Annotated in this window: 12 protein-coding genes; 2 read left to right on the top strand and 10 right to left on the bottom strand. The window is 68.6% G+C overall.

Annotated features, from left to right (window positions below; all coding sequences use genetic code 11):
• Positions 1-17 precede the first annotated feature (17 nt).
• Entirely contained in the window at positions 18-1,241 is a 1,224-nt protein-coding gene (locus tag AC6I9V_RS11095; protein WP_497899479.1) for an acetoin utilization protein AcuC, read from the bottom strand.
• A gap of 101 nt (positions 1,242-1,342) precedes the next feature.
• Between AC6I9V_RS11095 and AC6I9V_RS11090 the strand changes: the two genes are divergently transcribed.
• Both AC6I9V_RS11090 and AC6I9V_RS11085 read left to right on the top strand, forming a co-directional pair.
• On the top strand, positions 1,343-2,773 hold the full coding sequence (locus tag AC6I9V_RS11090; protein WP_497899478.1) for a TrkH family potassium uptake protein: 1,431 nt from the start codon (positions 1,343-1,345) through the stop codon (positions 2,771-2,773).
• A gap of 40 nt (positions 2,774-2,813) precedes the next feature.
• Entirely contained in the window at positions 2,814-3,452 is a 639-nt protein-coding gene (locus AC6I9V_RS11085; RefSeq protein WP_186372291.1) for a potassium channel family protein, read from the top strand.
• Between the two features lie 18 nt (positions 3,453-3,470).
• On the opposite strand, the gene AC6I9V_RS11080 is transcribed toward AC6I9V_RS11085, so the two are convergent.
• From AC6I9V_RS11080 to AC6I9V_RS11040, 9 genes are all read right to left on the bottom strand, one after another.
• Entirely contained in the window at positions 3,471-5,009 is a 1,539-nt protein-coding gene (locus tag AC6I9V_RS11080; protein ID WP_497899477.1) for an FAD-dependent oxidoreductase, read from the bottom strand.
• A 78-nt stretch (positions 5,010-5,087) separates the two neighbouring features.
• Positions 5,088-5,672 carry an HhH-GPD-type base excision DNA repair protein gene (locus AC6I9V_RS11075; RefSeq protein ID WP_497899476.1) on the bottom strand — a complete coding sequence of 195 codons (585 nt, stop codon included), beginning with the start codon at positions 5,670-5,672 and terminating at the stop codon, positions 5,088-5,090.
• 50 nt (positions 5,673-5,722) lie between these two features.
• Positions 5,723-6,556, bottom strand: a complete 834-nt coding sequence (gene proC / locus AC6I9V_RS11070; protein ID WP_497899475.1) for a pyrroline-5-carboxylate reductase — start codon at positions 6,554-6,556, stop codon at positions 5,723-5,725.
• A 237-nt stretch (positions 6,557-6,793) separates the two neighbouring features.
• Positions 6,794-7,135 carry a YciI family protein gene (locus AC6I9V_RS11065; protein WP_497899474.1) on the bottom strand — a complete coding sequence of 114 codons (342 nt, stop codon included), beginning with the start codon at positions 7,133-7,135 and terminating at the stop codon, positions 6,794-6,796.
• A gap of 99 nt (positions 7,136-7,234) precedes the next feature.
• Positions 7,235-8,254: a Ppx/GppA phosphatase family protein gene (locus AC6I9V_RS11060; RefSeq protein WP_497899473.1), complete on the bottom strand. Its 1,020-nt coding sequence runs from the start codon at positions 8,252-8,254 to the stop codon at positions 7,235-7,237.
• A gap of 49 nt (positions 8,255-8,303) precedes the next feature.
• Positions 8,304-8,750: an SseB family protein gene (locus AC6I9V_RS11055; protein WP_349412426.1), complete on the bottom strand. Its 447-nt coding sequence runs from the start codon at positions 8,748-8,750 to the stop codon at positions 8,304-8,306.
• A 131-nt stretch (positions 8,751-8,881) separates the two neighbouring features.
• Complete coding sequence (locus AC6I9V_RS11050; protein WP_497899472.1) at positions 8,882-9,907, bottom strand: type IV toxin-antitoxin system AbiEi family antitoxin domain-containing protein; 1,026 nt, start codon at positions 9,905-9,907, stop codon at positions 8,882-8,884.
• Between the two features lie 139 nt (positions 9,908-10,046).
• Positions 10,047-12,776: a type I DNA topoisomerase gene (gene topA / locus AC6I9V_RS11045; protein ID WP_497899471.1), complete on the bottom strand. Its 2,730-nt coding sequence runs from the start codon at positions 12,774-12,776 to the stop codon at positions 10,047-10,049.
• A 169-nt stretch (positions 12,777-12,945) separates the two neighbouring features.
• Positions 12,946-13,599: an ArsR/SmtB family transcription factor gene (locus AC6I9V_RS11040; RefSeq protein ID WP_349412433.1), complete on the bottom strand. Its 654-nt coding sequence runs from the start codon at positions 13,597-13,599 to the stop codon at positions 12,946-12,948.
• Positions 13,600-13,643: the final 44 nt, after the last annotated feature.

Here is a 13,643-nt window from a genome sequence, read left to right as displayed (position 1 = left end):
CCAGCCCGGACGGGACCCTAGTCGAACCAGGGATCCAGGCCGTAGAGCGGGAAGACTTCCTTGCGGGTAGCCATTACCGTTCGGTCCACCTCGTCGTTCGGGTCGAAGCCGACCTCCCATGAACGCCACCAGAGGTCGACGTCGTCGCCCATCACCGAGGGCGGCTCGACACCGTACTTGGCGCCGTACTTCTCCTGCACGTAGTGCCGCCAATCCTCCGGGACGGGGGTCCGCAGCGGGACGGGCCGGCCGGCGGAAATGGCGATCAGGTGGCTCCACGAGCGCGGGACGACGGTGATCACGTTGTAGCCTCCGCCGCCGGTGGAGATCCAGCGGTTGTCGCAGTAGCGGGCTGCGAGGTTGCCGATTGCGGTGGCGGCCTCGCGCTGCCCGTCCACGCTGATGTTCAGGTGCGTCAGCGGATCCAGGCGGTGCGAGTCGCAGCCGTGCTGGCTGACGATGACCTCCGGCTCAAACGCGCCCACCAGCTGCGGGACGACCGCGTGGAAGGCCCGAAGCCAGCCTGCGTCCCCCGTTCCGGCCGGCAGTGCCACGTTGACCGCGCTGCCCTGGGCGTTCGGGCCGCCGATCTCGTTCGCGAAGCCCGTGCCCGGGAACAGGGTCAGCCCGGTCTCATGCAGCGAGATCGTCAGCACCCGCGGGTCGTCCCAGAAGATGCTTTGGGTTCCGTCGCCGTGGTGGGCGTCGACGTCGATATATGCCACCCGCTGCACGCCGCCGTCGAGCAGCCGCGCGATCGCCAGGGCCGCGTCGTTGTAGATGCAGAAGCCGCTGGCCCGCTCCCGTGCGGCGTGGTGCATGCCGCCGCCGAAGTTCACCGCCCGGACCGCGCTGCCGTCCAGGATGGCGGCGGCTGCGAGCAGCGAGCCGCCGGCCAGCCGGGCGCTGGCCTCGTGCATGCCGGCGAAGGCCGGGTCGTCCTCGGTGCCCAGGCCGCGTTCCAGGTCCGGGGTGCCCGGGTCCGCGCTGACGCGCCGGACGGCGGCGATGTAGTCCGCGCTGTGCACCGCTCCGAGTTCCGCGTCGGTGGCCACTTCGGGGGCGGCCACCGAGACGTGGCCCAGGTCCAGCAGCCCGAGGCTCCGGGCCAGCCGCGCGGTCAGTTCCATCCGCTCCGGCGCCATCGGGTGGCTGTGGCCGAAGTTGTAGGCCGTCATGGCCGAGTCCCACACCACCGTCGTCGGCAGGGCGGTCTGGGCGAGTCCGGGCAGGAAGGTCATCAATCACAGGCTACCGGAGCCCACTGCCCCTTCCCCCGTCGTTGCGCGGAATATAGTGGTTTACTACTGAGGACGCCGTTTCAACCGAGGACAAGCCGCACATGACGCAAAGCCAGTCGAGGTCATCGAGCCCGGCCGGCTGGCACCCCGGCCAGCCGGAGCGCGAGGGGCTCTGGATCTTCACCCGGTTGCGCGACTTTATCGACAACATCGCCAACAGCTCCCCCGCGCGCCTGGCCGTCTCGGCGTTCGCCGTGGTGGTGCTGATCTTCACCGCCCTGCTTTCGCTGCCGGTGTCCTCCGCCGCCGGGCAGGCGACGCCCCTGCACCAGGCCCTCTTCACGGCGGTTTCGGCGGTGTGCGTCACCGGGCTGACCGTTGTTTCCACCGCGGTGCACTGGTCCTTTTTCGGCCAGCTGGTGATCCTGGTCGGCATCTTCGTGGGCGGCCTTGGTACCTTGACCCTGGCCTCGCTGCTGGCGCTGATGGTCAGCAAGAAACTCGGCGTCCGTGGCAAGCTGATCGCGCAGGAGGCCATGAACGCCGGACGCCTCGGCGAAGTCGGCACCCTGCTGCGGATCGTCATCGTCACGTCCGTTGTGATCGAGGCGGTGCTGGCCCTGGCGCTGATCCCGCGGTTCCTGGCGCTCGGCGAGAGCTTCGGCCAGTCCGTCTGGCACGGCGTCTTCTACTCCATCTCCGCGTTCAACAACGCCGGGTTCACCCCGCACTCGGACGGCATTGTCCCCTACGAGACCGACCTGTGGATCCTCATCCCGCTGATGATCGGCGTCTTCCTCGGCAGCCTGGGCTTCCCGGTGGTGATGGTGCTGCAGCAGAACGGGCTGAACTGGAAGAAATGGAATCTGCACACCAAGCTGACCATCCAGGTCTCACTGATCCTGCTGGCCGCAGGCACCGTGCTCTGGGGCCTGATGGAGTGGGAGAACATGCGCACCATCGGCGGCATGAGCCTCGGTGACAAGGTCACGCATTCGCTCTTCGCCTCCGTGATGACCCGCTCCGGCGGCTTCAACCTGGTGGACCAGAACCAGATGGATTCCACCACCATGCTGCTGACCGACGCGCTGATGTTCGCCGGCGGCGGCTCGGCGTCGACGGCCGGCGGCATCAAGGTGACCACGATCGCGGTGATGTTCCTGGCGATCGTCGCCGAGGCCCGCGGCGACGCGGACGTGAAGGTCTACGGCCGCACCATCCCCGAGGGCACCATGCGGGTGGCCATCTCCGTCATCGTCGCCGGCGCCACCCTCGTGGCGGTCTCGGCCCTGCTGCTGCTCCAGATCAGCGGCGCGTCCCTGGACCGGGTGCTGTTTGAAACGATTTCCGCCTTCGCCACGGTGGGCCTGAGCACCAACCTCAGTGCCGAACTGCCCCCGGCAGGTGTCTATGTCCTCACCGTCCTGATGTTCGCCGGCCGCGTCGGCACCGTCACCCTCGCCGCTGGGCTGGCCTTGCGCCAGCGCAGCCAGTTGTACCACTACCCGGAAGAGAGACCGATCATTGGCTAGTTCCTCAGGCGCCGTCAACCGCCCCGCCCACAACGCGCCCGTGCTGGTGATCGGGCTGGGCCGCTTCGGCGCATCCACCGCAGAGCAGTTGGTCAAGCAGGGCCGCGAGGTGCTGGCGATCGAACGCGACCGGAGCCTCGTGCAGAAGTGGGCCAGCGTCCTGACCCACGTCGTGGAGGCCGACGCGACCAACATTGACGCCCTCCGCCAGCTCGGGGCCCAGGAATTCAGCTCAGCCGTCGTGGGCGTGGGCACCTCGATCGAGTCCTCGGTGCTGATCACGGTCAACCTGGTGGACCTCGGCATCGAGCATCTCTGGGTCAAGGCGATCACGCCCTCGCACGGCAAGATCCTGACCCGGATCGGCGCCAACCACGTGATCTATCCGGAGGCCGACGCCGGTGTCCGCGCCGCGCACCTGGTGTCCGGCCGGATGCTGGACTTCATCGAGTTCGACGACGACTTCGCGATCGTGAAGATGTACCCGCCGCGCGAAACGGTGGGATTCACGCTCGACGAGTCCAAGGTGCGCTCCAAGTACGGGGTCACGATTGTCGGCGTGAAGTCCCCGGGCGAGGACTTCACCTATGCCCGGCCCGAGACGAAGGTGTCCGCACGGGACATGCTCATCGTGTCCGGCCACGTGGACCTGCTGGAGCGGTTCGCCGCGAGGCCGTAGCGCCTGCGGCGGCCGGGACTAAGTCCCGCGACGGGGACGGCCGGGATCCTCCGGCGCAGCCGCCAGGTTCCTGGTGGCCGGGCCCTGGATGACGCTGCCGTCCGTGGCGAACCGGGAGCCGTGGCAGGGGCAGTCCCACGTCACGTCCGCCCGGTTGAACTCGACCGTGCAGCCAAGGTGGGTGCAGACCGCGGAGACCGCCTGGACGTCCCCCGCAGGACTGACGTACACGGCGGTCCTGGCACCGCTGACGTCCACCACCTTCCCTTCTCCCGGGGCTATGTCCGCCGGGATGCCCTCCGCCGGAGCGGCAACGGCGGCCGGCGCCCCCTCGCCCGGCCCCACGGGCACCTCCTGTATTCCGCCGGCGCTGCGGTTGCTGTCGAACACCGCGGCCCACGGGTTCGCGGTACCGCAGAGCCTGTCCCGGAGGATCAAGGCAGCGGCGGTGCCGTTGGTGAGGCCCCACTTCCGCAGCCCGGTGATCACGTGGACATGCCGGTACTCCGGACCCATGAGGCCCACGTACGGCAGCCCGTCGGCAGGCATGGCGTCCTGGGTGGACCAGCGGAAGACGGTCTCCGCTGCGCCGAGTCGGTCGCGGGCAAAGACCGCGAGCCGGCCGTACCGTTCGGCAGAGTCGACGCTCTCGGTGGCCCGGTGCCCCTCGCCGCCGGCCAGCACATAGCTGGCGCCCTCGACGTCGACCGTCAGGATGGAGCGCATCGGCTCCTCCACGCTGACAAAGGTGGCGTCCAGCGCAGGACCGGCGCTCCGGGCGGCGACAATATACGACCGGTGCGCGTAGCACCGCGCAGCGAAGCGTCCGTTGTCACCGAAGGGCAGGTTGGTCGCCACGATGATCTCCTTCGCCCGGACCGATCCGTGCCCGGTTTCCACTACGGCCGGGGAACCGTCGCGGAAGCCCGTGGCGGGCGACTCCTCAAAGACGAAACTGCCCTCCCCCTGCACGGCGCGGGCCAGGCCCTGCACGTATTTGAGCGCGTGCAGCTGTGCCTGGCCGTCGAACCGGACCGCGCCACGGACGGCGAAGGGCAGCGGCACATCCGCCGTGAACGACGCCGGGAGCCCCAGCCGCTCCGCCAGCGCGGCCTCCTCCCGGACCAGCGCAAGCGCCGGCCCGGTTTCGGCGTAGGTGTAGTTGGCCACCCGCCGGAAGCCGCAGTCGATGCCTTCTGCCGCGACGACGCCGGCAATGTGTGCAATGGCCGCCTCGTTGGCCTGCCCGTAAACCGCGGCCGCACCCGTGCCGTGGCGGGCCGCGAGTTCGGAGTAGGCGAGCCGGTGCAGCGAGGTGACTTTGCCCGTGGTGTTTCCGGTGACGCCGGTGCCCACCCGCGAGGCCTCCAGCACCGCCACCGTCTGGCCCGCCCGCTTCAGGGCCAGCGCGGCGCTCAGCCCGGCGATGCCGCCGCCGATCACGGCAACGTCTACCTCCACGGGCGAGTCCGCGGACGCATCAAGGGACGCGTACGAGGCGGTTCCGGCGGTGGCCGCCCAGAGCGAAAGGAGCCGTCCTGCGGGCTGTTCAGTCACGGTCCCGACCTCCAAGCACTAGGTTCCCTCCGGCGTCGGGCAGGTTCCTCCCGGCGTCGCTGGCTGGCTACCGCAGGATCAGGGCCCGGCGGTCGCTGCTGCTTTCGCGGCGGCTTTGGCGGCCTGCTTGCTGGCGCGCACCTTGCCCAGCGACTCGGGGTCCACAATGTCGGCGACGGAGAGGAAGGCGTCCTGCTGGCCGTAGTGGCCGGCGGCCTGGCGCCACCCCTCCGCCCGGAGCCCGCACTGCTTTCCCAGCAGAGCCAGGAAGATCTTGGCTTTCTGCTCGCCGAATCCCGGCAGCGCCTTGAGCCGGCGCAGCACCTCCGGCCCGTCCGGCTTGCCCCGGGTCCAGATGGCGGTGGCGTCGCCGTTCCAGTCGCTGTGCACGGTTTCGGCAAGGGCCTGGACCCGGCCGGCCATCGAGCCCGGGAACCGGTGGACCGCCGGGCGTTCCTTGAACATCTCGACAAATGCCTGCGGATCGTATTCGGCGATCGCGGCCGGATCCATGGTGCCGAGGCGCGTCCGGATCTTTTCGGGGCCGGCAAATGCCGACTCCATGGTCACCTGCTGGTCCAGCAGCATGCCGGTGAGCAGCGCAAACGCGTCTTCGCTGAGCAGTTTGTCCGCCGCGGGATCGCCTGTGATGTGCAGTTCCATGGGTCCTATCCTGCCACCGGCGCCGGTCTCCGTCATGGCTTGCCGTGCCGTTAGCCGAGCTGCTTCGTGATTTCCGCGGCCCGCTCGGCGGCGGCGCGGGCGCCGTCGGCGATGATCGAGGGGAGGCCGCGCTCGTCGAAGGTGGCGATTGCCCGTTCGGTGGTCCCGTTCGGGCTGGTCACGGCCCGGCGCAGCGCGGTGGGGTCGGCGCCCGGCTCGGCGAGCATGAGCCCGGCGCCGGCGACCGTTTCGCGGGCCAGCAGCAGCGACAGCTCGGCGTCCAGGCCCAGTTCGGCCCCGGCGGCCGCCATGGCCTCGGCGAGGTAGAACGCGTAGGCAGGACCGGAGCCGCTGATCGCGGACAGCGCATCCACCTGTTCCTCGGGAATCTCGACGACCGTGCCGACGGCGGCGAAGATGTCCTTCGCCTGCTGCAGCTGCGCGGCCGAGCAGTGCTTCCCGGCGGAGACCGACACAACGCCGCGGCCCAGCCTCGCCGGCGTGTTCGGCATGGCGCGGATCACCGGCTGCCCCGCCGGAAGCGCCGCTTCCAGCTGCTCCAGCGACACTGCCGCAGCGACGCTCACGACGATCGTCTCGGGCGAGAGGGAACCGCTGATCTCCCGGGCCAGGTCCGCGATCCCCACCGGCTTGACGCCCAGGACGACGACGGCGGCGCCGGTGGCGGCCTGCGTGTTGTTCTCCGGTTCTTCTTCGCTGGCGATGGCCGTGATGCCGTGGTGCCGTTCGGCCAGTTCGGCGGCCCGTTCGGCACGCCGGACCGTGGCGACGACGTCGGCGGGGTCCGTCCCGCCGGCGATCATGCCGCTCATGATTGCCTCGTTCATTGACCCACAGCCCAGGAATGCGATTCGGTTGCTCATGCCCCCATCATTGCAGTCCGCCGCGATTCACAGCCAGCTCACATCCTCAGCGCAGCTTGCTCCCAAACTCCACGAATAACGTAGGAACTACCTCATTGAGGGTGCGAGTGATGATAGGCAGTCATGCGGATGTCTGCCCGGCACCGGGGGTCTGCAGCGGGTTTCCCCCATTTTCCCGCAGCGGGCCGCCGGTGCCTTCGCTTTTAACTTTCTGTTTGCGGCGCTCCGGTGCCGCGCCTAATGCTGGACGGGCCGCACTTCGATGGGAAGCGTGGTGGCGCGGGCCAGCTTCCCGGCCCAGCCGAGCGCCGCGTCGAGGTCCGGCGCCTCAATCACGGTGAAGCCGCCGAGGTGCTCCTTCGCTTCGGCGAACGGCCCGTCCGTAATGAGCGTCTCCGTGCCCTGCTGCCGCACCACCGTGGCGGTGTCCGTGGGGTGCAGGCCCGCGGCGAACACCCAGGCGCCGGCAGCCTTCAGCTCGCGGTTCAAGGCCTCAAGGTTCGCCATGACGGGCGCCAGCACCTCCGGCGCAGGGGCGGGGCCGACGGGCTGGTAAACGCTGAGCAGGTACTGTGCCATGCTGTCCTCCTTGACGATTCGGCCGGTTCCTTTTCCCGGCCTTCCACCTACTCGACGAACGGCCTGCGCCAGAAACGACACACCGCCGCCGGAGAGTGCCTACGCCGCGTCCGGCCCCCCATCGCCGGGAGACTGCGGCTCGGCCGGGTCCTCGGCCATGGCAACGTGGGGTGCGGGCTGCAGCGGGCCCTCGGTGACCAGCTGGTCCAGCCGGCGGAGGATCAGCCCCTCCCGCAAGGCCCACGGACAAATCTCCAGGCTCGGGAACTCAAACATTTCAAGGGCAGCCTCCGCCACCAGCGCGCCGGCGAGCAGCTGTGGGGCGCGGGCTTCGGAGACGCCGGGGAGGTTCAGCCGGTCCTCCACTTCCATGGCGGAGATCCGTTGCGCCCAGAGGCCCAGGTCCGTGGCATGCAGTTCCCGCTTTACGTAGGGGCCGGCGCCGCTGGGGGCGGCCCCGGCGATGCGGGCCAGGGAGCGGAATGTCTTGGAGGTGCCGGCCACGTGGTTGGCCTTGCCGAGCTTGGCGATGTCCCGGACCGCCGGCTTCAGGGTGCTTCGGATGTAGCGTCGAAGCTCCTTGACGCTTTTCGCCGACGGCGGGTCCTCCTGCAGCCAGTCCCGGGTGAGCCGGCTCGCGCCGAGCGGGACCGACGTCGCTAGCTCGGGGAGCTCATCTTCCCCGTAGGCCATTTCAAAGGAACCGCCGCCGATGTCCAGGTTCAGCATGGGTCCCGCGCCCCAGCCGTACCAGCGGCGGACGGCGAAGAACGTCATTGACGCCTCCTCGCTGCCGGTCAGTTCCCGCAGCGTGACGGTGGTTTCGTGCTTGACCCGGGCGAGGACGGCGGCCCCGTTGGTAGCCTCGCGGATCGCGGAGGTACAGAACGCCAGCAGGTCCTCGGCCTTGTGCTTCGCCGCAAACTCCCAGGCTTCAAGGACGAACTCGATCAGCTCGTGCTGGCCGGCGTCGTTGATGTTGCCGTCCGCGTCGAGGAACTGCACCAGCGAGAGCGGACGTTTGTGCGAGGCGAACGGAACCGGGCGCGCGCCGGGGTGCGCATCCACCAGGAGGAGGTGGACGGTGTTTGAGCCGATATCGAGGACGCCAAGACGCATAGGGCCATTATTGTCCTCGGAGTGTCCCGGCCCTAACCGGGTCCCGCGGCTAGGCCTGGCTGCTGTCCTCGGCGTCCGGCTCCTCGTCGGAGGGCTTGAAGTCGCGGCGGATGTTGGCCACACCCTCCGGATCGATTTCGAAGCCGTAGACGGCGCCGGGGTTGATGACCATGCCGAGCTCGTCGCCGAGGTTTCCGATGATCGCCGCGCCCTGGGTGCCGAGCACATTCGGCGCCGCCTCGAGGTACTGCTCGGTGACACGGCTCGGGTGCGAGAAGACGGCCAGCACCGGCTTGCCCGCGGAGTTCGCCAGCACCAGCGGTTCGACCTGGGAATCCGGGCCCTCGATCGTATCGGAGCTGACGATGTACACCTCGTTGTTCAGGAAGGCCAGGATGACGTCCACCGGGTTGGCGTCCGGCTGCTCCCCGCGGGCGAGCATCTCTTCGAGGTCGTTGAGCGGCTGGTTGTCCAGGTGTGCGGGCTGTTCAGTCATGTTCCTACTCGATCACGTCCCGCCCGGGTCCGCAATTCCTCCCCCGCCCGGCCGGCCCACTCGCGGGTTCCGTCCAGGCTCGCGGTTTGGACGCCGCGAGCCCGGCTCGAAGCCGCGAGCCGACGGCAATCTCAGCGCCCGAGCACCCGAAGCAGCCTCGTCTTCAGCTCCTGCTCGCGGAACAGGTCCCGCCATTCGACCCGGATGAACTTCCAGCCCAGTTCCATCAAGGCCTTCTCGCGGCGCCGCTCCGCAAAAATGGCCTCGGCGGTGGGGGCGTAGTTGAAATATTTGCCGCGACCGTCAAACTCCAACGCGACCCGCCGCTCCGGCCACGCGCAGTCGAGCCTGCGAATCCCCAGCCGCGTCCGGACCTCGAACTGGAGCTGCGGAGCAGGAAGCCTCAGCCGCCGGACCAGGTCGCGAAGAAGGGTTTCACCCGGCGACTCGGAAAGGGGATCCGCATGGGCAACAACCTTCTTCAGGGCCGCGACACCCGGTGCCCTGCGGAGCCGGGCGCACTCCAGTTCCACCGCCTCCCGGCCGGCACCGAGCCGCAGGGCATGGTCCATCAAGATCAGTCCCTGCGAATAGTTCAGGACGAGGCAGCTGTCCGCGGCCGTTCGGGCCAACGACGTAACGCGATGCCCCGCCACGTGCACGACGTCGGCGGGAGCCAGCGCACGGGTATGCGCTTTCACGTCGCGCGCGTGGCCGCCGGACGACGGGAGAAACGGCACCGTGAGGTGGATGGTGTCGTCTACTTGCCAGAGAAAGAGGCCGTGGAGCCGGGCTGCCGTGGTGTGGCTGAACACGTAGGCGCCCGTTGAGCTAGTCAGACAGCGATGGGCGTAGGCCTCGATCCGGCATCGCGAGGCACCATCCGCATCGAGTGCTGCCCAAAAGGAGCGGCGGACGTAGCAGCCGCGGCGGAGCCGGACCAAAGCCCCTGCCCGGGTCAACTGCAGGATCTGCCGGGCGGATAGACCCCGGTCCAGCAGTTCCTCGGTGCGCCAGAGGTTGGCGGCGTCGGGAAACCTCGCGGCCAGGGCTGCTGCCGGGGGCTCCTGGACCGCCGCTCTTGAAGGGACCGACTCCGCAGAATCGGCCCACACGGCGGCGAGGGGGTCCTCAGGCTCGGCGACGGGGTATTCCATGGCACCAGCCTGCCGCTGCGGACGCCTGCCCAAAAGTCCGTGAACCACCTATGTGCACAACCACTCGCGGGTTCCGTCCGCCGTCGGCGTCTTCGGACGTCGAGCTGGAACGGAACCCGCGAGCGGGATGTAAATGCGCCTACTTCTTGGCAGGGGCCTTCTTGCGGGCCGGGGCCTTGCGCGCCGTCGTCGTGCGCTTGACCGGGCCCTTGGCGCGCTTCTCGGCGAGGAGTTCGACGGCCTGTTCCCGGGTCAGCTCCTCGATGGAGGTGGACCGCGGCACGGTGATGTTGGTGATGCCGTCGGTGATGTACGGGCCGAAGCGGCCTTCCTTCACCACGATGTTCTTCTCCGAGACCGGGTCCGGGCCGAACTCCGCCAGCGGCGGCACGGCGGCGCGGGCGCCGCGCTGCTTGGGCTGGGAGTAGATCTCCAGCGCCTGCTCCAGCGTGATGGTGAAGATTTCCTCCTCCGAGCCGATCGAGCGCGAGTCCGTGCCCTTCTTCAGGTACGGGCCGAACCGGCCGTTCTGCACGGTGATGGGGTTGCCCTCGGCGTCCTGGCCGAGCACACGCGGCAGGCTCATCAGCTGCAGGGCCTCATCCAGGGTGACGGTGTCCACGCCCATGGACGCAAAAAGCGAGCCGGTGCGGGGCTTGGCCTTGACGGGCTTCTTCGGCGGCTTCGGCTTGCCGTTTTTGTAGTACTCCACCGGCTGGTTGGCGAGCTGTTCGTCGGTCATCTCGGGGATGACCTCGGTGACGTACGCCCCGTAGCGGCCGTTCTTGGCCACGACGGTGTGCCCGGTGTGCGGGTCCGTGCCGAGCACGCGTTCCTCGGGGGACGCGGTCTCCATCAGCTCGATGGCCTTGGCGGCGGTGAGCTCGTCCGGGGCCAGGTCCTCGGGGACGTTGGCGCGGGCCGACTCGACCACTTCGCCGGTCTTCGGGTCCACGGTGGGGACCGAGCTTTCCAGGTACGGGCCGAACTTGCCCACGCGCAGGGTGATGCCGTCGGTGATCGGGATGGAGTTGATTTCGCGGGCGTCGATCTCGCCAAGGTTGTTGACGATGCTCAGCAGCCCGGGCTCGGAATCGGCACCGAAGTAGAAGTGCTTGAGCCAGGCGGGTCCGGCCTCCTGGCCGTTGGCGATCTTGTCCAGGTCCGCTTCCATGTCCGCCGTGAAGTCGTAGTCCACGTAGTCGTGGAAGTGCTGTTCGAGCAGCCGGATCACGGAGAACGCGATCCAGCTCGGCACCAGCGCGGAGCCCTGCTTCCGGACGTAGCCGCGGTCCTGGATGGTGGAAATCGTGGAGGCGTAGGTCGACGGGCGGCCGATGCCCTTCTTTTCCAGTTCCGCGGTCAGCGACGCTTCGGTGTAGCGCGGCGGCGGCGAGGTCTCGTGCCCGACGGCGACGATCTCCGACGCAGTCAGCGCGTCGTCCTTGGCCACGTTGGGCAGCCGGCGCGCTTCCTCGGAGTCCTCGTCCCCGCGGCTCTCGTCCTTGCCTTCTTCGTAGGCGGCGAGGAAGCCCGGGAAGGTGATCACGGTGCCGGAGGCGGAGAACTCGGCGTCCCTGCCGTCGGTGGCGACGGCGCCGAGGCGGATGGTCGCCGTCGAACCCTTGGCGTCGGCCATCTGCGAGGCGACCGTGCGCTTCCAGATCAGCTCGTAGAGGCGGAACTCGTCGCCGGAGAGCTGCTTGGCGACCTGCGCCGGGGTGCGGAAGGAGTCACCGGCGGGACGGATGGCCTCGTGGGCCTCCTGCGCGTTGGCTGCCTTGCCGCTGTAGACGCGGGGCGACTGCGGAACGTACTCCGGACCGTACAGCTCCGAGGCCTGGCGCCGCGCGGCCGTGATGGCCTCGTTGCTCAGCGCGTTCGAGTCCGTACGCATATAGGTGATGTAGCCGTTTTCGTAGAGCCGCTGGGCCACCTGCATGGTGCTCTTCGAGGAGAAGCGAAGCTTGCGGCCGGCCTCCTGCTGCAGTGTGGAGGTGGTGAACGGCGCCGCGGGACGGCGGGTGTAGGGCTTCGTGTCGACGGAACGGACCCGGAAGTCCGCCGTTTGCAGTCCCGCGGAGAGCGAGGTGGCGAGCTCCTCGTTGAGGTGCACAACGTTGCGGGAGGTCAGCTCGCCGTTGTCGTTGAAGTCGCGGCCGCTGGCGACCTTAGCGCCGTCGACGGACGCCAGTTTGGCCTTGAACGAGCCGGACTCGGCGCCGAACTGGCCGGTCAGGTCCCAGTAGGAAGCCGCCTTGAAGGCCATCCGTTCGCGTTCGCGGTCCACCACCATGCGGGTCACCACGGACTGCACGCGGCCGGCGGAGAGGCCGCGAGCCACCTTGCGCCACAGCACCGGGGAGATTTCGTAGCCGTAGAGGCGGTCCAGCACGCGGCGGGTTTCCTGCGCGTCCACGAGGTCCTGGTCCACGTCGCGCAGGTTGTCCATGGCGCGGTGGATGGCTTCCTTGGTGATTTCACCGAAGGTCATCCGGTACACCGGAACCTTGGGCTTGAGGACTTCCAGCAGGTGCCACGCGATGGCCTCGCCCTCGCGGTCCCCATCGGTTGCGAGGTAGAGCGCGTCGGCGCCCTTGAGCTGGGCCTTGAGTTCGGCCACCTTTTTCTTCTTGTCCGGGGACACCACGTAGTACGGCTTGAAGTCGTGCTCGATGTCGACGGCGAACTTGCCCAGCGGCGTTTTCTTCAGGTCTGCAGGGAGCTCCGAGGGCTGCGGAAGGTCGCGGATGTGACCGATGGAGGCCTCAACGATGAAGCCCTCGCCCAGGTACTTGGCGATGGTCTTGCTCTTGGCGGGAGACTCCACAATCACGAGTTTCTTGCCGGTGGGGGCCTTGCTTGGCACGGTGCTCCTACAGAAAAAGGTGGCTCGGGCAGATGCGCCCATATCCGCCTAGTTCACCATATTTTGCAGATTCCCGCGCAACCGGGTGCAAATCCCCGGCTTCCCGGCCCGTCTTGTGGACGTCACGAAACGCCGGTGGCGGCGGCTCCTGGAGAAGCCCCGGCAGTGCTCAGGAGGCCGGCGCGGCGTTGCCCCGGTCGTCCGGGATCATCGACCACATGGTGGCCATCCGGACGGCCCCCTCGGGCACCCGGTCCGGGTCCTCAAGCTCGTAGTCCTTGAGCAGATCGAAGAGCTTTTCGTTCAGCTCAGCCCGCTGCGCCGGGGTCAGGTACAGCAGGTTGCTGGCCAGCACGACGGAGGAAGTCCCGTCCACAACCTCGCCGCGCTGGCGCTGTTCGTCCCGGGTCCGGGCGTAGGCGTTGACGCGCCGGCGGTAGGCATCCAGCTCCAGGTCCAGCACGGCGAATTCCGGGCTCGCCACTCCCCCGCCGGAGTTGATGGTGAAGTCCGTGCCGGCGGCTTTCCAGCGGCGTTCCCGGGCGTCGCCGGCAGTGGCGGCCGGCACCACGATGCCCCACTTCTGCAGGGCGCGCAGGTGGTAGCTCATGGCGCTGGGGGTCAGGCCGGTCTGGGCGGCCAGTTCGGTGGCGGTCCGGCTGACCTGAGTGGAATACAGCTCGGAAATCACCTCGAGCCTCGCGGCGTGGGCCAGGGCCCGGATCGCCTTCGGGTCGGTGATCTCGACCTTCTTCTCCGGACGCTGCCGTCGCTTGGCGGCCGGAGCGGCGGACAGTTCCGCCTTCGGTATTTCTGCATTCACGCTTCCAGTCTACCGACGCCCGCCAAACTGTGAAAGGAATGCTT

It is taken from the genome of Arthrobacter sp. SlRoot2-15, assembly GCF_059739345.1.
This window is presented reverse-complemented; position numbering and strand designations above follow the sequence as displayed.

Coding starts and splice junctions, on each gene's coding strand:
- AC6I9V_RS11095 (WP_497899479.1), bottom strand. CDS start 1,241: ATGACCTTCCTGCCCGGACTCGCCCAGACCGCCCTGCCGACGACGGTG.
- AC6I9V_RS11090 (WP_497899478.1), top strand. CDS start 1,343: ATGACGCAAAGCCAGTCGAGGTCATCGAGCCCGGCCGGCTGGCACCCC.
- AC6I9V_RS11075 (WP_497899476.1), bottom strand. CDS start 5,672: ATGGAACTGCACATCACAGGCGATCCCGCGGCGGACAAACTGCTCAGC.
- proC (WP_497899475.1), bottom strand. CDS start 6,556: ATGAGCAACCGAATCGCATTCCTGGGCTGTGGGTCAATGAACGAGGCA.
- AC6I9V_RS11065 (WP_497899474.1), bottom strand. CDS start 7,135: ATGGCACAGTACCTGCTCAGCGTTTACCAGCCCGTCGGCCCCGCCCCT.
- AC6I9V_RS11060 (WP_497899473.1), bottom strand. CDS start 8,254: ATGCGTCTTGGCGTCCTCGATATCGGCTCAAACACCGTCCACCTCCTC.
- AC6I9V_RS11055 (WP_349412426.1), bottom strand. CDS start 8,750: ATGACTGAACAGCCCGCACACCTGGACAACCAGCCGCTCAACGACCTC.
- AC6I9V_RS11050 (WP_497899472.1), bottom strand. CDS start 9,907: ATGGAATACCCCGTCGCCGAGCCTGAGGACCCCCTCGCCGCCGTGTGG.